At 69.1% G+C, this 20,893-nt stretch carries 21 protein-coding genes, 1 tRNA gene and 1 pseudogene; 9 read left to right on the plus strand and 14 right to left on the minus strand.

The window, feature by feature from the left end; genetic code table 11:
• The first annotated feature begins 150 nt into the window (after nt 1-150).
• The 6 genes from ispD (at nt 151) to OO62_RS07015 (ending at nt 6,394) form a co-directional block, all read left to right on the plus strand.
• Entirely contained in the window at nt 151-897 is a 747-nt protein-coding gene (gene ispD, locus OO62_RS06990) for a 2-C-methyl-D-erythritol 4-phosphate cytidylyltransferase (RefSeq protein WP_033266351.1), read from the plus strand.
• Nucleotides 884-1,408, plus strand: coding sequence for a 2-C-methyl-D-erythritol 2,4-cyclodiphosphate synthase (gene ispF, locus OO62_RS06995; RefSeq protein WP_033266352.1), 525 nt, complete (start codon nt 884-886; stop codon nt 1,406-1,408). The genes ispD and ispF overlap by 14 nt, the downstream gene beginning before the upstream one ends.
• Nucleotides 1,409-1,569: 161 nt before the next feature.
• Complete coding sequence (locus OO62_RS07000) at nt 1,570-1,974, plus strand: PPOX class F420-dependent oxidoreductase (protein WP_033266353.1); 405 nt, start codon at nt 1,570-1,572, stop codon at nt 1,972-1,974.
• Nucleotides 1,975-2,127: 153 nt separating this feature from the next.
• Entirely contained in the window at nt 2,128-3,531 is a 1,404-nt protein-coding gene (cysS, locus tag OO62_RS07005) for a cysteine--tRNA ligase (RefSeq protein ID WP_033266444.1), read from the plus strand.
• A 128-nt stretch (nt 3,532-3,659) separates the two neighbouring features.
• On the plus strand, nt 3,660-4,610 hold the full coding sequence (gene rlmB, locus OO62_RS07010) for a 23S rRNA (guanosine(2251)-2'-O)-methyltransferase RlmB (protein ID WP_033266354.1): 951 nt from the start codon (nt 3,660-3,662) through the stop codon (nt 4,608-4,610).
• A gap of 155 nt (nt 4,611-4,765) precedes the next feature.
• Complete coding sequence (locus OO62_RS07015; protein WP_033266355.1) at nt 4,766-6,394, plus strand: DoxX family protein; 1,629 nt, start codon at nt 4,766-4,768, stop codon at nt 6,392-6,394.
• A 644-nt stretch (nt 6,395-7,038) separates the two neighbouring features.
• On the opposite strand, the gene OO62_RS07020 is transcribed toward OO62_RS07015, so the two are convergent.
• The 3 genes from OO62_RS07020 to OO62_RS07030 all read right to left on the minus strand — a co-directional run bounded on the left by OO62_RS07020 (nt 7,039) and on the right by OO62_RS07030 (nt 9,680).
• Entirely contained in the window at nt 7,039-7,767 is a 729-nt protein-coding gene (locus OO62_RS07020; RefSeq protein ID WP_033266356.1) for a nucleotidyltransferase family protein, read from the minus strand.
• Between the two features lie 65 nt (nt 7,768-7,832).
• Entirely contained in the window at nt 7,833-8,258 is a 426-nt protein-coding gene (locus OO62_RS07025; RefSeq protein WP_033266357.1) for a hypothetical protein, read from the minus strand.
• A 285-nt stretch (nt 8,259-8,543) separates the two neighbouring features.
• On the minus strand, nt 8,544-9,680 hold the full coding sequence (locus OO62_RS07030) for an ABC transporter ATP-binding protein (protein ID WP_033266358.1): 1,137 nt from the start codon (nt 9,678-9,680) through the stop codon (nt 8,544-8,546).
• Nucleotides 9,681-9,860: 180 nt separating this feature from the next.
• Between OO62_RS07030 and OO62_RS07035 the strand changes: the two genes are divergently transcribed.
• Nucleotides 9,861-9,934: transfer RNA gene (locus OO62_RS07035), tRNA-Thr, on the plus strand.
• A gap of 84 nt (nt 9,935-10,018) precedes the next feature.
• Here the strand turns inward: OO62_RS07035 and OO62_RS07040 are convergent.
• From OO62_RS07040 to OO62_RS07080, 10 genes and pseudogenes are all read right to left on the minus strand, one after another.
• Nucleotides 10,019-11,170, minus strand: coding sequence for a tyrosine-type recombinase/integrase (locus tag OO62_RS07040; protein ID WP_033266359.1), 1,152 nt, complete (start codon nt 11,168-11,170; stop codon nt 10,019-10,021).
• On the minus strand, nt 11,170-11,358 hold the full coding sequence (locus tag OO62_RS07045) for a helix-turn-helix domain-containing protein (protein WP_033266360.1): 189 nt from the start codon (nt 11,356-11,358) through the stop codon (nt 11,170-11,172). The genes OO62_RS07040 and OO62_RS07045 overlap by 1 nt, the downstream gene beginning before the upstream one ends.
• The gene (gene repSA, locus OO62_RS07050; RefSeq protein WP_033266361.1) at nt 11,355-12,767 is read right to left on the minus strand and encodes a replication initiator protein RepSA; all 1,413 of its coding nucleotides are present in this window, start codon (nt 12,765-12,767) and stop codon (nt 11,355-11,357) included. The genes OO62_RS07045 and repSA overlap by 4 nt, the downstream gene beginning before the upstream one ends.
• A gap of 89 nt (nt 12,768-12,856) precedes the next feature.
• Nucleotides 12,857-13,165, minus strand: a complete 309-nt coding sequence (locus OO62_RS07055; RefSeq protein WP_033266362.1) for a hypothetical protein — start codon at nt 13,163-13,165, stop codon at nt 12,857-12,859.
• A 23-nt stretch (nt 13,166-13,188) separates the two neighbouring features.
• Nucleotides 13,189-13,344, minus strand: a complete 156-nt coding sequence (locus OO62_RS38845) for a hypothetical protein (protein ID WP_106974817.1) — start codon at nt 13,342-13,344, stop codon at nt 13,189-13,191.
• Between the two features lie 17 nt (nt 13,345-13,361).
• Nucleotides 13,362-13,553 carry a mobile element transfer protein gene (locus tag OO62_RS07060; RefSeq protein ID WP_033266363.1) on the minus strand — a complete coding sequence of 64 codons (192 nt, stop codon included), beginning with the start codon at nt 13,551-13,553 and terminating at the stop codon, nt 13,362-13,364.
• Between the two features lie 18 nt (nt 13,554-13,571).
• Complete coding sequence (locus tag OO62_RS07065; RefSeq protein WP_033266364.1) at nt 13,572-14,246, minus strand: DUF2637 domain-containing protein; 675 nt, start codon at nt 14,244-14,246, stop codon at nt 13,572-13,574.
• An 81-nt stretch (nt 14,247-14,327) separates the two neighbouring features.
• Nucleotides 14,328-15,682: pseudogene (locus OO62_RS36360) on the minus strand (FtsK/SpoIIIE domain-containing protein).
• Between the two features lie 2 nt (nt 15,683-15,684).
• A complete protein-coding gene (locus tag OO62_RS07075; protein ID WP_033266365.1) occupies nt 15,685-16,041 on the minus strand; it encodes an SCO3933 family regulatory protein in 357 nt (118 codons plus the stop codon).
• Between the two features lie 139 nt (nt 16,042-16,180).
• The gene (locus tag OO62_RS07080; RefSeq protein ID WP_051732823.1) at nt 16,181-16,960 is read right to left on the minus strand and encodes a GntR family transcriptional regulator; all 780 of its coding nucleotides are present in this window, start codon (nt 16,958-16,960) and stop codon (nt 16,181-16,183) included.
• Between the two features lie 18 nt (nt 16,961-16,978).
• Between OO62_RS07080 and OO62_RS07085 the strand changes: the two genes are divergently transcribed.
• Both OO62_RS07085 and OO62_RS39505 read left to right on the plus strand, forming a co-directional pair.
• A complete protein-coding gene (locus OO62_RS07085) occupies nt 16,979-17,446 on the plus strand; it encodes an NUDIX hydrolase (protein WP_033266367.1) in 468 nt (155 codons plus the stop codon).
• Nucleotides 17,447-18,343: 897 nt separating this feature from the next.
• The gene (locus OO62_RS39505) at nt 18,344-19,237 is read left to right on the plus strand and encodes a hypothetical protein (RefSeq protein WP_129322847.1); all 894 of its coding nucleotides are present in this window, start codon (nt 18,344-18,346) and stop codon (nt 19,235-19,237) included.
• Nucleotides 19,238-19,653: 416 nt separating this feature from the next.
• On the opposite strand, the gene OO62_RS39510 is transcribed toward OO62_RS39505, so the two are convergent.
• Nucleotides 19,654-20,019 carry a hypothetical protein gene (locus OO62_RS39510; protein WP_129322848.1) on the minus strand — a complete coding sequence of 122 codons (366 nt, stop codon included), beginning with the start codon at nt 20,017-20,019 and terminating at the stop codon, nt 19,654-19,656.
• Between the last annotated feature and the right edge of the window lie 874 nt (nt 20,020-20,893).

Consider the following 20,893-nt stretch of genomic DNA (forward strand, 5'->3'; position numbering starts at 1 on the left):
CACGGAAGGGTCCGGTCAAGGCTCGCGCCCGGCACTCCCCCCGCCCGGCGTAGCTCGACCAGGGGGCACGCCCAGGCCATACCCACCCCGCCCGAGCAAACAAACCTGTCTGCGCCAATTCCGGGCGCGCCCCGGACTCCGGAGCCATCGATGTCAGTTCCCTCCCGCCCGATCCGCACCGCCGCGGTGATCCCTGCCGCCGGCCGGGGTGTCCGGCTCGGTCCCGGCACCCCCAAGGCGCTGCGCACGCTGGGCGGCACCCCCATGCTGGTGCACGCCGTACGCGCGATGGCCGCCTCCCGCGCCGTCTCGCTCATCGTCGTGGTCGCCCCGCCCGACGGCGCCACCGAGGTCGACCATCTCCTGAACGAGTACCCGCTCGCCGACCGCACCGACCTGGTGGTCGTCCCCGGCGGGCAGACCCGCCAGGAGTCCGTACGGCTCGGTCTGGCCGCGCTGCCGGACGACATCGACGTCGTGCTGGTGCACGACGCCGCGCGCCCGCTGGTCCCCGTGGACACCGTCGACGCAGTGATCGCGGCCGTACGGGACGGTGCGCCCGCGGTCGTCCCGGCGCTGCCGCTCGCCGACACCGTCAAGCAGGTCGCGCCGCAGCCCCAGGGCGCCCCCGAGCCGGTGGTCGGCACCCCGGAGCGGGCCCTGCTGCGCGCCGTGCAGACCCCGCAGGGCTTCAGCCTGGAGACCCTGCGCAAGGCGCACGACACCGTCGTCGAGGGCGAGGGTGCCACCGACGACGCCGGGCTGGTCGAACGGCTCGGCGCCCCGGTCGTGGTCGTCCCCGGCCACGAGGAAGCGTTCAAGGTGACCCGGCCGCTGGACCTCGTCCTGGCCGAGGCCGTACTCGCCCGTAGGAGGGCCACCGATGGCTACGTCTGACCCGGCCCCCGCCGCCCCGGCCGCCGGCATCCCGCTCGTCGGCATCGGCACCGACGTGCACGCCTTCGAGCAGGGCCGCGAGCTGTGGTGCGCCGGCCTCCTCTGGGACGCCGCGGAGAGCGACGGCTACGGCCTGGCCGGCCACAGCGACGGCGACGTCGCCGCGCACGCCGCGTGCGACGCGCTCTTCTCGGCGGCCGGCGTCGGCGACCTGGGCGCGCACTTCGGCACCAGCCGGCCCGAGTGGTCCGGCGCCTCCGGCGTGACGCTGCTGGCCGAGGCCGCGCGGATCGTCCGCGCCGAGGGCTTCACGATCGGCAACGTCGCGGTGCAGGTCATCGGCGTACGCCCGAAGGTCGGCAAGCGGCGGGACGAGGCACAGAAGGCGCTGTCCGCGGCGGCCGGAGCCCCCGTCTCGGTTTCCGGGACGACCTCGGACGGGCTGGGCCTGACCGGCCGCGCCGAGGGCCTGGCGGCGGTCGCCACGGCGATCGTGTTCCGCACCGGCTGACCGGCACCTCCGGAACGGCACCCCCGGGACCGGCGACGGCCCACGGACCTACGGCGTCCGGCATTCCCCCGTATGGCGCGGGAATGCCGGACGCCGTACGGGTGTTGGGGGAAGATTCGGAGTACTCGTGTCCCTCGGAACGGCCCGCAGGAAGGATCCTCGTGACTGCCACCCTGTCCGACGACCTCAAGAAGCTCCTCGACACCCCGATCTTCGTGATCGTGACGACGATCCAGCCCGACGGCAGTCCCCAGGCGTCCCCGGTGTGGGTGAAGCGGGACGGCGACGATCTGCTGATCTCGACCACCGTCGGCCGCCGCAAGGAACGCAACATCCGCCGCGACCCGCGCGTCTCGGTCGTCGTCCAGCCGTCCGACAGCCCGTACACCTACGCCGAGGTCCGCGGCACCGCCACGCTGACCACCGAGGGCGGCCCGGAGCTCATCGACGAGCTGTCCCGCAAGTACACCGGCAAGCCCTACGCCGAGTTCAACCCGGAAGCGGGCAAGGACGCCGAGCGGGTCGTCGTCCGGATCACCCCGCGCAAGGTGGTCGGCAGCATCTGACGCACGCCCCGGGCGGCACTCGGCCGCCCCCATCCGCCCCTCCAGCCGGAATTTTCAGCCACGACATCCGGCAAATCGGACGGTTATGACGGATCTGTGTCCCCGTGGCCCATGCGTCGCGGGGCACTGCCGGGTTCCGACTACCCTGGTTCCGTGACGATTCGCCTGTACGACACCAGCGCCCGGCAGATTCGCGACTTCACCCCGCTCACGCCGGGCTGCGTCTCGATCTACCTGTGTGGTGCGACCGTGCAGGCCGCCCCGCACATCGGGCACATCAGGTCGGGGCTGAACTTCGACATCATGCGCCGCTGGTTCGCCTACCGCGGCTACGACGTGACGTTCGTGCGCAACGTCACGGACATCGACGACAAGATCATCGCCAAGTCGGCCGAGCAGGGCCGCCCGTGGTGGTCGCTCGGCTACGAGAACGAGGTCGCCTTCAACACGGCCTACGACGCCCTCGGCTGCCTGCGCCCGACCTACGAGCCCCGCGCCACCGGCCACATCCCCGAGATGATCGAGATGATGCGCGGCCTGATCGAGCGCGGCCACGCCTACGCCGCCGACGGCAACGTCTACTTCGACGTGAAGTCCTTCCCCGGCTATCTCCAGCTGTCCAACCAGGAGTTGGACAACCTCCTCCAGCCGTCCGGCGAGGGCGAGACCGGCAAGCGGGACCCGCGCGACTTCGCCATGTGGAAGGCCGCCAAGGAGGGCGAGCCCAGCTGGGAGACCCCCTGGGGCCGCGGCCGGCCCGGCTGGCACCTGGAGTGCTCGGCGATGGCCCACAAGTACCTGGGCTCCGCCTTCGACATCCACGGCGGCGGCGTCGACCTCGTCTTCCCGCACCACGAGAACGAGATCGCGCAGGCCAGGGCGTACGGCGACGACTTCGCCGCGTACTGGACCCACAACGCCTGGGTCACCATGAGCGGCGAGAAGATGTCCAAGTCGCTGGGCAACTCCCTGCTGGTCTCGGAGATGGTCAAGCGCTGGCGCCCGATCGTGCTGCGCTACTACCTGGGCACCCCGCACTACCGCTCGATGATCGAGTACAGCGAGGACGCGCTCCGCGAGGCCGAGGCCGCGTTCGCGCGGATCGAGGGCTTCGTCCAGCGCGCCGTCGAGAAGGTCGGCTCCGTCGAGCCCGCGCCCGAGGTCCCGCCGGCCTTCGCCGAGGCGATGGACGACGACCTGGGCGTCCCGCAGGCGCTGGCGATCGTGCACACCACCGTCCGCCAGGGCAACTCCGCGCTGACCGCCGACGACAAGGAATCGACGGTGGCCCGCCTGGCCGAGCTGCGGGCGATGCTCGGCGTGCTGGGCCTCGACCCGCTCGACGAGCGCTGGGCCGGCGGCGGCACCGATTCCTCGGGCCGTGGCGAGGCCCTGCACGGCGTCGTGGACTCGCTCGTACGCCTCGTCCTCGACCAGCGGCAGGCGGCCCGCGCCCGCAAGGACTACGCCACCGCCGACGCCATCCGCGACCAGCTCCAGCAGTCGGGACTGTCGATCGAGGACACCCCGTCGGGCCCCCGCTGGTCGCTGTCCTGACCCCCGTCGTGCCCGCGGCCGGCCACCCGGATTCGCCCATCCCGGTGGCTACGGGCGACACTCAATCCATACGTACGTACCCACTCCACGTCGCGAGACGTCGAGAGCAGTGAAGAAACAGGTGACCCATGGCCGGCAACAGCCAGCGCAGGAACCGCCGCACGTCCAACAAGAAGGGCGCGCAGGTCGGCAGCGGCGGCAAGCGGCGCCGGGGCCTGGAGGGCAAGGGCCCGACCCCGCCCGCCTCCGCGCGTAAGGGACACGTCAAGAACCGCGTCGCCAACGCCAAGGCGAAGCAGAGCGCCAAGCGCCCGGCCCCGCGCCGGGGCGGACCCAAGGGCACCGCCGAGCTGGTCGTCGGCCGTAACCCGGTCGTCGAGGCGCTGCGCGAGGGCGTGCCCGCGACGACGCTGTACGTGCAGCAGTTCATCGACAGCGACGAGCGGGTCCGCGAGGCCCTCCAGCTCGCCGCGGACCGCGGCATGAACCTCATGGAGGCCCCGCGCCCCGAGCTGGACCGCATGACCAACGGGCTCAACCACCAGGGCCTGGTCGCGCAGATCCCCCCGTACGACTACGCGCACCCCGAGGACCTGGCCGCGGCCGCGTTCGACGCCGGCGAGGACCCGCTGATCGTCGCGCTGGACGGCGTCACCGACCCGCGCAACCTGGGTGCGGTCGTCCGGTCCGTCTCCGCGTTCGGCGGCCACGGCGTGGTCGTGCCCGAGCGCCGGGCGGCCGGGATGACGGCCGGTGCCTGGAAGACCTCGGCGGGCGCCGCGGCCCGCACGCCGGTCGCCCGCGCCACCAACCTCACCCGCACCCTGGAGTCGTACCAGAAGGCCGGACTGACGGTCGTCGGCCTGGCCGCGGACGGTGACATGGAGCTGCAGGACCTGGAGGTCCTGGACGGCCCGGTAGTCATCGTCGTCGGCAGCGAGGGCAAGGGCCTGTCGCGGCTGGTCGGCGAGACCTGCGATCTGCGCGTACGGATCCCGATGCCGGGCGGTGCGGAGTCCCTGAACGCCGGTGTCGCGGCCGGTGTCGTCCTGTGGGAGGCCGCGCGGCGCCGCGGCTGAACGGTGTGCCCCGGGGCTGGTACGTCCGCACGTACCGCACCTCGGGGCAAAACCTGACCCTCCGTATGACTTCTCCGTATCCCGTGATCTTTTGACGGGTCTCGGACAGATCGGCCCGGTCAAGGCAGTGTCTTAAACGCGAGTCACTCGGTTAGATGAGCGTGGACACCAGAACACCCCGCACGCCTCCGGGGGGACGCTCGCCGGGCTTCGATGACGAGCCGGGCCTGAGCTCGGTCAAGGTCCCGTGCGATCCCGCGCAGGTCATCGTCAACCACGCCAGCTTCCGGGTACAGCTCGCCACGCCCTCGGCGGCCGCCGCCATGGCGGACACCGCGCGCATCCCCGCCGTCCGGGGCTCGTCCCCCGGTGCCAGACGCCGGGCGCCCGTGGTGTGGAGCGGCCGCACCGAACCGGGCGGCACGGCCGGCGCCACCACCCAGCTCCTGCACGCGGTGCGCGACGCGGGCATCGGCCTCGACGGCGGCCAGGGCGAGGACGTCGGCACGACCCAGGTCCTGCCGCGGATCCGCCTCGACGACGCCGCCCCCGCCCAGACCGTGATCGGCCAGCGCGGCCCCACCGAACCCGACAGCCCCCTGCTGCGCGGCGTACGGCCCGTGGGCAGCGCGTACAGCGATCACCTCCCCCGCCACGCCTACGGGGGCCGCGGGCCGGACGACGACGGCTACGAAGACGACCACTTCGAGGCCCGCGACCCCTACGAGGCCGGCTCCCGGCGCCGCACCCCCGACTCGGTGCGCCACGCGTACTACCCCGGCCGCCGCATGAACCTCGGCGTCGTCCTCCTCCCGCTGCGCATCTTCCTCGGCCTGATCTCCGTCTACGCCGGCATGGGCAAGCTCTGCGACCCCGTGTACTTCGACGGCGGCGAGCGGGGCTCGATGGTCACCTGGCTGATGTCGCTCGACCCCTGGGCGCTGGCCGTGCCGCTGCGCGACTTCGCGGTGGCCCACCCCGTCGGCGCCGGCCTGACGGTGGCCTTCCTCCAGGTCGTCGTCGGCGTCCTGACCATCTGCGGCCTGTGGCAGCGCGTCGCCGCGTCGATCGGCGCGCTGCTCTCGGCGGCACTGCTGATGACCGTCAGCTGGCGTACGGTCCCCGCCTACGACGCCCCCGACATCATCTACCTCGCCGCCTGGAGCCCGCTGATCATCGCGGGCGCGCCCGTCTACTCCATGGACGGCCGGCTGGCCGGCGAGGCGTGGCGGCGGCTCGGCCCCCGCGTCGAGGTCGCCGACCTGCGCCGCCGGGTACTGCGCCGCGGCGCCATCATGACCGCGGTGGTGACCGGCCTGACCCTGCTCATCGGCTCGCTGCTCGGCGGCGCCGTACGGTCCGCCACGGTCGCGAACGTGCCGCGCCCCGGCGAGCCCGCGATCAACAACCTGCCCGGCTCGCCGCTGCCCCGCCCCGGCAAGAGCGCCACCCGCCCCGGCCAGCGGCACACCGGCAGCACCGCGCCCCGCCCCGGGACGCCCTCCGCGGATGCCTCCCACAAGGCCCACAAGCCCGGCACCCCGACCGCGCCGGCCCCGGGCACCGGCCACTCCACGGGCACCTCCAGCGGCCTCTCCCAGCAGCCCGGCGCCACCACCAGCGCCCCCCAGCAAACCGTCCCGACCCGCGCCCCCGCCCCCACCACCCACGTCCCCTCGGCGGGCGGCACAGGCGGCGGCACCACCGGCACGGACTCCTCCGGCTCCAACGGCTCCGGCGACTCCGGCGGCCGGGGCAGCACGTTGGGAGGCTTGCTGGGCTGAGAGGGGGGAGGGGGAGGGGCGGGGGGCGAGGCTGGTCTCCGGTCCGGGTTCCCGTCCGATCTCCCGGCCGGTTTCCGTCTGATCTCCCGTCTGATCTCCCGTCCGGTTTCCTGCCGCCCGACTCTTCTGGTTTGGCCTCGCTGCTTCTGGTTTTGCCCCGCCTTCTGGTTTTTCCCCGCCGCCCACCCCCCTTCGGGGGGTGGGCGGGTGTATGTGCGCGGGCGGGCGGGGGAGTGCGCGCAGCGCCCCTGGTGGAGAGGTGGTGCGGGTGCGGGCCTAGAGGGGTGGGGTACGGGCGGGCCTGGGCGTAGGGGGTGGGGGCTACGGGCCGTGGCCGTGGCCGTACGGCGGCGGCTTGCGCGGGTGCCGTAGACGTTCGGGTGCGGGCGGTCGTTGCCGTGGCCGTACGGAGCACGGCTTGCGGGGGGGGGCGGTGCCGCCGCGAGGGCTAAGGCAACGGCGATTGCTGAAGGCCGTACGGGGCCCGAGAGCGCTACGAGAGTCCGGCAGGCGCGTAGGACTGCCACCGAGCCCTCACAGACCCTCACAGCGCGCCCTGGCCCCCGCGGCGGCGGACGGCAGCCGTCGACGGCGGACGCCAGCGTACGGTGGCCCGCCGACCGTCAGCGGCGGCGCACGGCGCCTCAACGTGCCTGTGTGCCCAGTTCCCTGGCCGCCTCGGTGAGGTCCTTGGCGGTGTCGATGGCGCGCCAGTAGGCGCCGTGGGGGAGGGGGAAGCCGGCCAGGCGGCGTTCGCGGGCGAGGCGGGGGAAGGTGGTGCGCTCGTGGTCGCCGCGGTCGGGGAGCAGGGCCGTGAAGGCGGCGGAGAAGACGTACACGCCGGCGTTGATCAGATACGGGGAGGGCGGCGCCTCGATGAAGTCGAGTACGTGGCCGAAGGCGTCGGTCTCCACGACGCCCCACGGGATGCGGGGGCGGGCCAGCGCCAGGGTGGCCTGGGCGTCGCGCTCTTCGTGGAAGGCCGCCATTTCGCGGAGCGGGAAGCGGGTCCAGATGTCCCCGTTGGTGGCGTACCAGGGCTCGTCCGGGCGGGGCAGCGAGCTGGCCGCGTACTTGAGGCCGCCGCCGCGTCCCAGCGGCTCGTGTTCGACAACCGTCGTGACGTGCAAGGGGAGTTGGGCCTGGGAGAGCCAGTCCTGGAGCACCTCGGCGAGGTGGCCGCAGGAGATGACGACGTCCGTGACGCCCTCGTCGGCCAGCCAGTTCAGTTGGTGGCCGATGATCGGGGTTCCGGTGCCGGGAATCTCGACCATCGGCTTGGGGCGGTCATCGGTGTACGGGCGGAGACGTGAGCCCTGGCCGCCGGCCAGGACCACGGCCTGCGTGGGGTGTGAATGCTGGGCGCCTGTCATGGATCGCACCCTATGCGGTGCGAGATGTGGGGCGAGCGAAGGTCACTGTGGGGCGTGCACGGCGATCACGGGGTGTCGACGTCGGCCACGCCGCTGGCGAAGGAGGTGTCGCAGACCGGGCGGGAGTACGCCTGGGCGCGGTGCGCTGCGCCGTACTTGGCGACCGCGGCACGGCCGAGAGCGCGGGCGATGGGGACGCAGAACTTGGCCAGCGAGGGCCGCTTGGTGGTCGCCTCCTGGAGGTGGGTCAGGGCGACGCCGGGGTCCTTCTGCTGGAGTTCGACCAACAGGCGCTTGCGCAGGGCGTCCTCGGGGCGGCGCGGGCCGGCCTTGGTGGAAGCCTTCCCGGAGGAGGCGGTCAGCATCTGTGAGTCGGTGGAGGTCACCGTCGCCCAGGGGACGCGGGTGACTGCGAGGGTCCCGGAGAGCACAAGAACGACGGGGAGGACCAGGGCGAGAGTTCTGCCGATGCGGCGGGCTGCGGAGTTCACGCTCGAGATGGTAGCGAGGAGTGATGATTTGGCGACATTTGGTCACCTTATCGGGGGACGCAATGGCTCGTCGGTGAGGTTGTGATGTTGACGCACTGGTAAGAAAAGTGCCGTTATGTGCCATAGATTGCGCGGACATGTGCCCGTGGAAGTGGCAACGGCGGCGGGGCGGGGTACTACCCCGCACCGCCGCCGTTGCCACACTCAAGCAATGGACGGTCAACGCGTCAGCGCGATCAGCGCCTCAGCGTGTCCCGTGCCCGTGTCCCGCGTCCCGTTGGAGCCTCAGTCGGTGAGGCGCTCCCCGGACGACGTCGAGAAGACGTGCGTCTCGCCCGGCCGCGGAACGACGTGCAGCCGGGTGCCCTTGTCCGGGACCTGGCGGCCGTTGACCCGTACGACCAGGTCCTTGACCTCGCCGCCGACCTCCGCGGTGCCGTACACGTAGCCGTCGGCGCCGAGTTCCTCGACGACGTTGACGGTGACGGCCAGGCCGGCCGGCGCGTCCGCGGTCTCCTTGGACAGCGACTTCGCGGCGTCGCCGTTCTGCTCGACGATGTCGAAGTGCTCCGGGCGCACGCCCACGGTGACCGTACGGTCGCCCTTGTCGGCGGCGGCGGTGAGCGCCTCGCGGTTGACCGGCACGACGCTGTTGCCGAACTTCACGCCGCCGTCGGTGATCGGGACCTCGACGAGGTTCATGGCGGGCGAGCCGATGAAGCCGGCGACGAAGAGGTTGGCCGGGCGGTCGTACATGTTCCGCGGCGAGTCGACCTGCTGGAGCAGCCCGTCCTTGAGGACCGCGACCCGGTCGCCCATGGTCATGGCCTCGACCTGGTCGTGGGTGACGTAGACCGTGGTGATCCCGAGCCGGCGCTGGAGCCCCGCGATCTGGGTACGGGTCTGCACGCGCAGCTTCGCGTCCAGGTTGGACAGCGGCTCGTCCATCAGGAAGACCTGCGGCTCACGGACGATCGCGCGGCCCATCGCGACGCGCTGCCGCTGGCCACCGGACAGCGCCTTGGGCTTGCGCCCCAGGTACTCGGTCAGGTCCAGGATCTTGGCCGCGTCCTCGACCTTCTGCCGGATCTCGGCCTTCGGTACGCCGGCGATCTTGAGCGCGAAGCCCATGTTGTCGGCGACCGTCATGTGCGGGTAGAGCGCGTAGTTCTGGAACACCATGGCGATGTCCCGGTCCTTGGGCGGAAGGTGGGTGACATCGCGGTCCCCGATGCGGATGGCGCCTCCGTCGACGTCCTCCAGCCCCGCGAGCATCCGCAGCGAGGTGGACTTGCCACATCCGGAGGGGCCGACCAGGACGAGGAACTCGCCGTCCTCGATGGCGATGTCCAACTTGTCGACGGCGGGCTTGTCGGTACCCGGGTAGATACGGGTTGCCTGGTCATACGTGACCGTAGCCATGGTGAGAATCCCTTCACCGGCAGGAACGTGCCGGACGATCCGAGTAAAAGGAGTGGTGTAGTCCACTGATGTGGACCGTCCCGTGACGCTACCCTCGGCGGGCCCCGCTGTCAGTAGCCCAGCACTCATCAAATTCAGGAGCCCGGCACCCGGCGCGCCTGGGTACACTTCTTCACGCACGCCTCCTTAGCTCAGCTGGCCAGAGCACCGCTCTTGTAAAGCGAAGGTCGTCGGTTCGAATCCGACAGGGGGCTCTCAGCTTGAACAGGGAAGAAGCCCCGGGCCGGATGTGGCCTGGGGCTTCTGACATCTACGGGTGACATCAACGCCGTCAGTGATCACTCACGAGCGATCCGCCGCTTCAGCAGTCGATCCATGTGGCTGATCGCTTCCCGCTGGGTGTCCTGGGCGACGTGGGTGTAGACGTCCATGGTCATGCTGATCTGGCTGTGGCCGAGGATCTCCATCAGTACGCGAGGGGCGACGCCGGCCGCGGTGAGCAGGGTGGCGCAGCCGTGTCGGGCGTCGTGGAGACGGATGCTGCGGAGACCGGCGGAGGCGGTGAGCCGGGAGAAGGAACGGTTCAGGTTTCGCGGCTCGATCGGGCGGCCGGAGCGGGTGGTGAAGACGAGGCCGGCTGCGCTCAGCGCGGTGCCTCGCTTCTCTGCCTCGTGAGTCTGGCGGAGCCGGTGCCAGCGGAGCGCGGCCAGGCAGATCAGGGGCAGCGGTACGGGGCGGATCTTCCCGGTCTTGGTGGTGTCCTGGTACAGCTCGCCACCGATGCGCTGCACCTGGTTGCTGATGCGGATCACGCGCCCGTCGAAATCCACGTCCGACCAGCGCAGCCCGAGGACCTCACCGCGGCGCAGGCCCATGGCGATGGCGAGGACGAAGGCCGCGTAGAGCGGATCGCGGCGCGCCTCTTCCAGGAACGTCAGCGTCTCGTCCAGTGTCCAGGGCGTGGTCTCGCGGCTGACGACCTTGGGTGCCTCCACGAGCGAGGCAACGTTGCGCGTGACCAACTCCTCCCGGGTGGCTGCCGTCAGAGCCGTACGGAGCACGCGGTGAGCTTCCTTGGCCGTCGCCGCGGAGGACTTACGGGTCACGTCAACGAGGAACACCCGGACGTGGCGCGGGCCGAGGGTCTCCAGTCGCTTCGTGCCGAGCAGGGGCACAAGGTAGAGCCGCACGTGCATCGCGTACTTGCTGTACGTGCTGCGCTTCCGGTTCGGCTTGATCACGTTATCCAGCCAGTACGGCAGCCACTCGGCGAGCTTGGCTGAGCGGGTGGGGACGGGGACGCCCTGGTCGACCTTGTCGAGGAGTTCACGGCGCTTGGCGTCGCACTCGGCCCAGGTCTTGCCGTAGGCGAACTTGCGGGCGCGGGTGCCGTCGGGCTGGAGGACGTAGACGGCGGCCTGGTAGCGGCCGTCCTTGCGCTTGGTGATGGTGCCGGCGCCGTTGGGGTTGCGCTTGCGTTGCTGCGCCATCAGGCCGCCTCCTCGATCCGGTCGCGGATGTAGTCCTGCAGGGCGTTTTCGGGGATACGGCGGCAGCGGCCTTCGGTGATCGAGGCGAGGCGCTTGGAGCGGATCAGGTCGTACACCTTGGAGCGGCCGAACTTGAGCTGTGCCATGACCTCGGGAACGGTCAGCAACTGGCTGGTGTCGGTGGTCATGTCCAGTCCTCCTTGGCTTCGAGTTCGGCGCGGGCTTCGCGTGCGGTTTCGCGGTTGGTCTGGATGTCGCGGGCGATGGTGGCGGCGAGGGCCGCCTCGCCGGGGGTGTGACCGTGGCCGGCGTACTGCCAGTCGGTCAGGACGAGGACGGTGTCCGGCTCCGGGGGTTTGAGGCCGACGGCTTCGCGTTCCTGGGCGGCGCGGAAGTCGGCGCGGGCCGCGCGCAGTTCGCCGAGGGTCGTCGAGTAGTGGCGGGACTTGGAGGAGAAGTGGCCGCGGAAGCCGAGCATGTGGGCCCAGGCCCAGAGGCGGCGGTCCGGGTAGAGCGGGTCCAGGGTCTTGCATGTGGTGATCAGGCGGCGGGTGTGTTCGGGGACCTGGTGGTGGTCCAGCTCGGCGAGTTCGCCGATGCGCCGGTCGAGGGTGCCGGTGGTCTCGGCGGCCTTGGTCGCGTACTTGGCCACGTAGGAGGCCACCGCCTGTTCTGTGATGTCGGAGCCGTCGCCGAACGCCTTGATGGGTCGAACATCCAGCTGTGTGCCCCAGCGGAAGGTACGGGCGGGCTGGTCTCTGGCGGCCGGGGCCGTGACCGAGGTGTATGAGTGTGCGGCGGCGGCGCGGATCGACTCGGTGAGCAGGTCGACGCTCGCCCAGGAGGGAGGTGGTGTGCCGGGGCCGTCCGGTCCGTCGATGCGGATCACCGCGTGGAAGTGGAGGGCGCCGCGCTTCTGGAACTCGGCGACCTTGCCGTAGGAGAGGCGGGCCGATTCCTTGAGGTCGCGTTGGGTGAGGCCGGCGCGGGCGGCCAGTTCGCGGCGGAGGCGGGTGGTGAAGCGTTGCCAGAGGTCGCCCGCGTGGTTGTTGAACAGGACGGCGGCGGCGTAGTCGTACGTCTCGGGGTCCAGCGCGGTGCCGAGCACCGGATCGTCCGTGCGGTGGTGTGTGCCGCAGCGGCAGGCGCCTCGGTCGGGTCGGTTGTGCACGGGGCCGAAGGAGGGCGCGGTGAGAGTGGTGAAGACGCGGGGGTGGCCCCGGACGGTGGCGGGGATGTCGCGGCGGTCGTCTCCGGCCAGGCCGGCGCGGATGAGGCGGTAGGTGTCCCCGGCGTAGGTCCAGGCGCAGGACGGGCAGCGGGAGGCGCGGCGGTTGCCGCAGGCGAGGCGGAGGCGTCCACCGGGTTCGGACGCGGTCGAGTAGTGGTGCAGGGTCTCGCCGGACGTGCGGTCCTTGGTGAGGGTCCAGCCGGTGAGGTGGATCGGGTCGGAGCAGCCGCCGGTGCGGTGGATCTGGTCGGCCCAGCGGTCGTAGTCGGGGGCCGAGGCCACCCTCAGCAGGTCGCCGAGGGTGGTGGGGTCGAGGAGCGACTCAGGCACGGGCGACCTCCCACGGACGTGGGTGCGGTCGGTCATGATGGGTCTTCCTTCCGGATGTGTGGTTCGGACAGGAGCGCGGCGCCCGGGCGGCGGAGACTTGGCGGTTGAGGCCGCCCGGGGGCCGGTTAGCGGTGCGTGCGCCCGGAGGCGAGCAGCGAGCGGAGGACGACCGCGCAGACGGCGACGGACGCCCCGGTGATGGCGACCGCGAGGAGCATCGAGACCAGGACGGCGCCGACGATCAGAACCACGGCTGTGCCGCCGCCGACGAGGGCGAGCCCGGTGGCGGGCGTGAGGTGAACCGCGGGGCGGGGCGAGGGCTGAGCGGCCGGGGCCAGTGGCGGGCTGTGCCGCACGGTGGCGGTCGGCTCGACGGCGAGAGGAACAACGAGCCCGGTGGGCGTCGGGTTGGTCGGGACCTTGGGGCGGAGCACGGCGGATCTCCTTTCTGCAGGCGTTACTTGACGGCGGTGTCGATGACGGGGGCCAGCAAGCTGTCGGCGAGGAGGTAGCCGCCCAGCAGGAGCACGGCCACGAGCCACCAGGGCGGACGGATGAGCTTGATGCCGAGGTAGCCGACGACGATCAGGGCGAGCCAGAGCGGAACGTTCACGGGGTCTCCTCAGCGGGTCAGCGGACGGTGCAGCGGTGGGTACGGGCGGCGAGCTGGGCGGCCGAGCGGCTGGAGAAGTCGGCGGACCAGCCGCAGCGGTCGGCGGTGCAGACGGCGGCGTGTTTGGTGCGGCCGTGGCGGTCGCGGTAGGTGCCGATCTGTACGGGGCCGATCCGCATGAGGGAGTGGAAGTTGTCGCGGGCGGGCATGGTGGATCTCCTTCGCGATCAGGTGAGTTGGGCGGCGATGGCGTGAGCGAGCTGGGGCGGGACGCCGAGGCGGGTCCGCAGGGTGTCGGTGTCGATCGGGTCGCCGGTCCGGGTGCGGTGTTCGTCGGCGACCTTGCGGGCGTGGGCGACGAGGGCGGCCGGGACGGGTACGGGCGCGGGCTGGGGCGGTTCGGCGCGAGGTTGAGCCGCGGGAACTTCGACGGCTTCCACTTCGGACTCAGTGGCCGCAGGTTCAGCGACCGCAACGGGGACCGGTACGGGAGCGGGTGCCGCAGTCACGTTGGCTGACGGAGCAGGACCAGCGGCTTCGGCTGCACTCCCCGTATGGGCCAGCAGGGTCCCGCCGAGGAAGGCGAGTGCCGGCCATCCGGCGATGCCGAAGCGGAGCCAGGCGGGCGGGTGCCGGAGGTCGAGGAATCCGGCGGTTGCGACGTTGGCGCCGAGCGAGGCCACCAAGGCGATCACGAACCAGCTCCAGGCGAGCCGGGATGGTCCATCGCCGCGGAGCCGCCGCCAGGCCGCGACCAGCAGCAGGTCGACGCTGATCGGGTAGGCCCACGCCTTCCACCCGTCCTGCCCGGCAGCGGCGGCCAGATCGTGGAGGTGGGCGAAGGAGAGCGCTCCGGCGATGACGGCTTGTACGAGGACGGCGTCCGGGCGGATGCGTCCCATGACGGTTCTCCTTCCGGAATCTGGCATGGAGGGGGTAGGGACCTGGCGCGTCGAGGTAGCGCCAACCTTGGGGAAAAAGGGTCAAGCAGTCGCGGTGGACGCCTTGTTGAGCGTCAGAGCGCCGGAGGCCGACGAGGCGACGACGGGCCGGAAGGGCGTGAGCGCAGGCACATCCGGCGTGCGGTCGGCGTACTTGTTGCAGAGGTTGACCGCCGCACGAAGCGACGTGTGCGGGGCGCGGATGCGGGACCAGCCACCGGTCGAGTCACCGGCGACCGCGATGCCGGGAGCGTCCGCGGGTATCTGGATGGCGGCCAGTACGGCGTCCGGGGAGATGTCGCCGAAGGCCATGTTGGCGCTGGTCTCGTCGTTGACGCGGTGCGCGGTGCGGCCGGTGAGCTGGGCCCGGAGCATCGTGATGCCCTTGCCGAGCTCGGAGCCGAAGCGCTGGCCGCAGACCTCCAGGTAGATGCCGGCCGCACGGCCGAGCTGGGCCAGGCGGACGAGCGCGGTGATGATCCGGTCCCTGCGCTTCTCCTCCTCCTTGGAGGCGAAGAGCGCGAGTTCGGCCACCTCGTCCACCAGGATGACGACGGGAGGCGGCCGCAGTCCTCGGCCAGGTCCCAGATGTCGGCAGCGATCTCCGCGTCTGGGACGTTCACGCTGATGCGCTGCTGTTCGCGGACGAGTTGGTAGACGGACTCCATGTGCGACACCAGCGCTTCGAGCAATTCGAGAGCGGTGTCCTGATCGTCCGCGAGGGCGGAGAAGCGGCGAGCGAGCGGGAACAGCTCGACCCCCTGCTTGCAGTCGATACCGACGAGGGCGACGTCCTGGGCGGCGAGGCCGGCCACCAGGTTCCGTTGGTAGACGGACTTACCCGACTCAGTGGCCCCGAGCGTGAGCCCGTGCGGAACCGCCCGGTAGTCGCGGTAGTGGACCGACCCGTCCTCGCGCAGTGCGACGGGTACGCGCATCGGTGCACGATCAATCTTGGCAGGCATCTGCACACGCCGGAGCACGTCGTAGCCCGTCATCCGCAGTTCGATGACCCCGGAGCGGATCTCCCGTGCCGTGACGCCGTACATCCCGAAGGAGTGCCGCAGTCGGTCGGTGGCGGCGGAGACATCGAAAGCGTCCTGGCCGGGACGGAGCTTGAGCCGCAGGACCAGCCCGGTACGAGTGGGCCGGAGACGGAGGATGCGCGGGGCGCGCGCTTCAGGGGCCGGGCGGTCGGTCATACGGGAGAGCGCGAGCCGCCAGCGCGACGGCGGGACCGTCAGTCCACAGGCGTCCATGACCGAGGCGTAGCGGACTAAGACCCGCAGCGTGGCGAGGACGACCCCGAAGGTCATCCAGTACCAGGCGGGACGCCGCCACCGCAGTACGAGAGCGGTGGCGACGACCAGCAGCAGTACGACCGAAAGGCGGGCCATGATCAGGCCGCCTCGGCCTGCGAGCCGCCGGCGGCGAGCGAGGTGACCGCCACGGCGCGGAAGGCGATGCCGTGCCGCTTCTGCCCGTTGAACTCGTTCTCCCAGGGACGGGCGATCAGACCGGTGAGAGCCACCGGCACACCCATGCCCAGCTCACCGGAGATGCCTGTCTCGGGGACGGTGACGGAGAGGATCTCCACATCGTCGTTGGCCGCGAACATCACATCCACGGTCATCAGCTTCGCCCCGGTCTCGAGGTCGAGGGCGACCTCACCGGTACGGCGGTCCTTGATCTTGATCTGCGGCTGCTTCGCGACCATCACGGTCGCGGCGGAGGTGTCGACGGGAGTCTGACGCACTGCTGATCACTCCTCTATAGATGACGAACTCCGGCACTCATGTACATGAGTGACATGAAGAAGAGTGCCCGACTCCTATACATGAGTCAACCCGCCCGGACAGAGAAGTCGGGGCGGGCTGAGGGAAGTTGAGCGAGCGTCAGTCCGCAGCAGGGATGCGGTAGCTGAAAACGAACTGGTCAGCGGCCATGAGGGTGTCGCAGACCTCCACCACACGCCCCTCGGTCGTCAACGCCTCCCGGACGAGATGAACGACGGGAGCACCAGGGCTGAGAGCGAGCTCGGACGACTCCGCCTTCGACGCCGGCCGCGCCTGCAGGGTCTCCACGAACTCGGCGAACTCGTGCCCGTGGTCTTCGAGTCGGGCGTAGATGCCGCCACCGCCCGGGTTCTCGGCAAAGAGCTCAGGGATGTCCTTCACGACGTCCCACGGCAGGTACGAGCTGGCCGTCTCGACCGGGGTGCCGTTGCGGAAGTAGAGCCGCCGGCGGGCAAGGACCTGAGTGCCAGGATCGACCCCAAGGCGTTCAGCCACGTCCTCCGGAGCCTCCACCGGCCCGATGTACAGCACGCTCACCTTGGCTGTGGCGCCCGACTGCGCCGACTCGGCCAGGTAGGCGGCCTTGCCGCCCTGCCGGTGCGAGCGACGGAAGCGGTCGGAGGAACGGTGCCGCACCGGCGGCCGGTCCTTCACGATCGAGCCCTTGCCGTGGCGGGTCTCCACCAGGCCGCTCGCGCGGACCTCCACCATCGCCTTCCGGATCGTGCCGCCCGCGACGCCATAGCGCTCGACCAGCTCGGATTCACTCGGCACCATGTCGCCGGGCTTGAGCACCCCAGCCCTGATCTGCTGCACGATGTCGTCGGCGATCTGCACGTATCGAGGTACGGCTCTACCCCCTCCTACCGCGGTTCCCATGGTTCTCTCCAGCCTCCTATGCTCCTGTACATGAGTAACAGCGCCTCGGAAGCCCAGTCAACGCCACTCCACTCAGTGTCCGTGGCCGGGGTCGTGGTCCGCGAGGACGGCAAGCTCCTCACGATCCGACGGGCAGACAACGGCGCTTGGGAACTCCCGGGCGGAGTGCTCGAACTCAACGAAACCCCGGAGGCTGGCGTACGACGCGAGGTCTGGGAAGAAACGGGCATCCACGTCGAGGTCGACGAGCTCACCGGGGTCTACAAGAACACGACCCGAGGAATCGTCGCCCTGGTCTTCCGCTGCAAACCGGTCGGCGGCGAGGAACGCACCTCCAGCGAGTCGACAGCAGTCACCTGGCTCACACCCGGCGAAGTAGCGGACTCCATGTCCGAGGTCTACGCGATCCGCTTCCTGGACGCCTTGGACGGGGCAGGCCCCCACGTGCGGAGCCATGACGGCAAGCGGCTGACGCCGACGCGATAGAACTTTCCCTACTTCATGGACGGGGCAGGCCCCCACGTGCGGAGCCATGACGGCAAGCGGCTGACGCCGACGCGATAGAACTTTCCCTACTTCATCAAGGCTCGCTCCGCTCGCTACCCGGCCCGCGGCGGTTTGGAGCACACGCCACGTTGACGCAGGAGCGTTGACATCCCCGGCCTCCTGAAACTGCAAGCAGTCAGATCACAGATCAGAGGTGCCGCTCACGCGGCGGCGCCGGCCGCCGCCGCCGCGCCGCCCTCCTTGCCTTCGTCACCGGGCCGCGCGCCGTCGCCGCCCGCGCCCACAAGGGGACGAAGACCAGGCCGGGAGTAGGGGCGGGCGGAGAAGCGCAGGTTCACGGGCCGGCGGAAACGGTGAGCGGTTTGCGTGACGGGCGCACTGCCGACTGGCCCATGGTCTTGGCGCCGTCAAGAAGGCTGGCTACGGGAGGAGCGGGGGCAGCGGGCCGAGCGCTCCGGGCATGCAGGCAGGCAAGGGGCGGGCCACCGTACCGCCACCGTCACGGATACAGGAGCGCGAGCGGACCGCACCCTAGTTGGTGGCTGAGGGGGAGCAATCTGCTGCCGCGATGTGGCTCAGCCCTCATGGGCGCTCCGCTCACCTTCCCTCCGTTGGGCAAGTAGGAGCATGCCGTAAACATTTCCAGCTGTGGAGCGGGTCGCTCGCATTCGATGGATCCTGGGTGGTACCGCTGGCTTAAGTTTCAAAAGTGGCCGTAGGAGAGGCTTCCCATGCTGCGTTCGAGTTGCAGCATAACCCTCTTGGGGAGAAAATGAAAGGAACCTACGGATTTCAAACCTCTCCTTTCGGAGTGTCGATGTGAGTAGGGGTAAAGGGCCATCTGGAATACTTAGATGCCTTCTGGTAATCGCGACTTTGAGTGGTCTGGGTGCTTTTATCTTTGTGCATTCGAGTGCAAAAGTAGAGCATCAACCCTATTTCGCGCTCCTAGGCTCTCTGGGGGAGGCCATATTTATTGCAGGTTTTCTCGGGCTCACTGTCGATTTCATCCTGAAAGCTCAATTGGTTAAGGATATCGCGGCAGAGGCTCTGAGATATTCTTGGGGGGTAGCCGCCCCTCAAGAATACATAAAGAAGCTGAGTGATTCCATCGCGGAGTATGACCGGATCACCTTGACTCAAAGCATTAGGGTTGAGCTGGATTGGCATGATGTCGATCAATCGGTGGTGCGAATGCGATACACCACTCGATCGGTAATGCAAAATATTTCGGATGGAAAGCTTGACGTCGTAATTCCCGCCGTGCCAGCCTCGGTGATCGGTACGCCAGATAGTGAGATCGAGAGCCTTGAACTGGCGGTTCGCCCTCAACCTATTGAGCTGAGGGCACCTGTGGAAATGCGCCGAAGTTGGGACGTCGTTCAGCTGCGCGCTTTGTACAAAAGAGCTGACGGAAAGATGACTCCGAAGAGGGAATTTGCCTCATCTGTTTCAGACATGAAAGTTCCAAGAGGGGGGACCTGGGAGTCCAGGTGTACTTGCGTTCGTTATATGCGCGCCGAGGATTCAAGTACTTTTGGCAATGTTGGTCCTGTGCTCGCCTGGACGCTGGAGGAAACAGGGCCATTTGAGGAGTTGGATGTTCGCACGTTCATGGGTCTCAAAAAAATTGAGCTAGTAGGTAGTAATCGTGCGCGTAGCGGCACATACGGGTTCACGCATGCGGGGGTGATGGTGGAGGTGGCGTGGGACAAGAGGCCGCCTGCAGATAATGAGAACGAGCAAGAAAATGTGCGTAATTCTGGATGATGGGCGAGGCCTGGGCTCCGATCCGTCCGGTCCATATAGAGCTACGGATCAGAAGGTGCGCGTGCCCGTCGTGCGCCCGAGCCCCCGGTAACTCACGGGGAATTCGGGTACGTGACGGTCCACCAAAGCACCGTGCTCGAAGTGGCGTCACTGCAAGTCATAGGGCAGATTGGCACTCATTCAGCCCATGATTCCCAAGCTGAGAGCGTTGAAGCACAGACGCCCCTCCTGGTCGTCATCACAGTCCGGCTGTCGGGGATTGGCTCTGCTCAACCGCAACCAGCAGCGTGACTGAGGCCTTCAGTCGTCGAGGTCGACTGCCGTCGGCTGAGGCCCAAACAGCCCGCATCGAAGGGGGCCGCCACGGGCTGGCCAACTCTGCAGCGGGCAAGGCCGGGACTGGGACTTGCAATTCATCACAGTTCCACGTTTAGGATCACGGATGCACGCGCGCCCAAGGCGGAAATGGCCTCACCAGCCGCTGCACGAACTTGTTGGTATTTTTCCTCGTCCGCATCCTCCCATCTAAACCCGATGCCAGCCACGGTCAGGACCTCCCATTCTTCATTGATGGCGGTAATTACCGGCCCAGCAAGGAGCGCAAGTTCGGCCGGCCCTGCCAACAAAAGATCTGTAGACTGCACTTTCAATTCCTTCAATCGATCACTAAGCGCAGTACTGTCATCGAACGCCTCAAGCCATGTTTCAGGAGATGCCTGCTCGGCTTTCAGTCGAACAAGCTTAAGCATGAAAAACTCGATATCACGCTCAATCTCGCACACTCTTCGTAAGTATTCTCGGTACGCTTCCCTTCGTTCTGAGCGTAGTATTTTCTTGTGCTCTAATTTCGCTTGATCGCGTATTTGATGCCGAGCAGCGAAATACGCCAAGACGCCAGTGCCTAACGTCCCGGCAACACCCACGCATGCTCCCAGTGCGGCAGCTGTCCCCTGGTCCACCGATGCATCATGCCCACGTGTCCGACTCCAATGCTGCCGCTCGGCAGGAAAAGCGAGCGGCTGCGTGGCCAGCCGAGCCTCAAGAACTGATGGCGTTCAGCTTCCCAAGCTGACGGCCTTGCAGGTGACCAGCACCCGGGCAAGCTGCGCGCCGTGTCGGACGAAGAACCGATGACCTGCCCCCAGTGCGATGGTCGCCTCAGGGCTGGCGCCATGGTGCTCAGCAAGCGGGAGGAGGATGGCCAGCGCTTCTGCCGCGTGGTCTCGGCCTGCGATAGTCGGCGCATCTGGTGGAGGTGGCTGGACGGGCTGTACGGCGGCTTGGAACTCTCATACTCTCCTCATTGGCTGACATCCACGTCTGACATCAACCACAGCAGACGTTGGGACACCGGGGCGGCCTCTCGTGGCCATCCTCTCCGGCGGGCACCACGGGCGTCCTGACCGTTGATCGAACTTGTAAAACGAAGGTCGTCGGTTCGAATCCGACAGGGGGCTCTGAGCACGCGGTGCTGACCTGGGTTTCTCCCCAGGGAGGTGTCTTATTTCGGCCTCGGACTCTTCGTCCGGGGCCGTTTGCGTGCGCGACGCGCACCGGCGACCCGATGGCATCGCGAGGTGGACATCGATTGCCGCTTCCCGCTGCTCGGTCAGGCCGGCCATGAGGCGCTTGCCCATGGCGGCCTGACATGGGCAT

This window comes from Streptomyces lydicus (genome assembly GCF_000717345.1).
Taxonomy (GTDB): Bacteria; Actinomycetota; Actinomycetes; order Streptomycetales; family Streptomycetaceae; genus Streptomyces; species Streptomyces lydicus.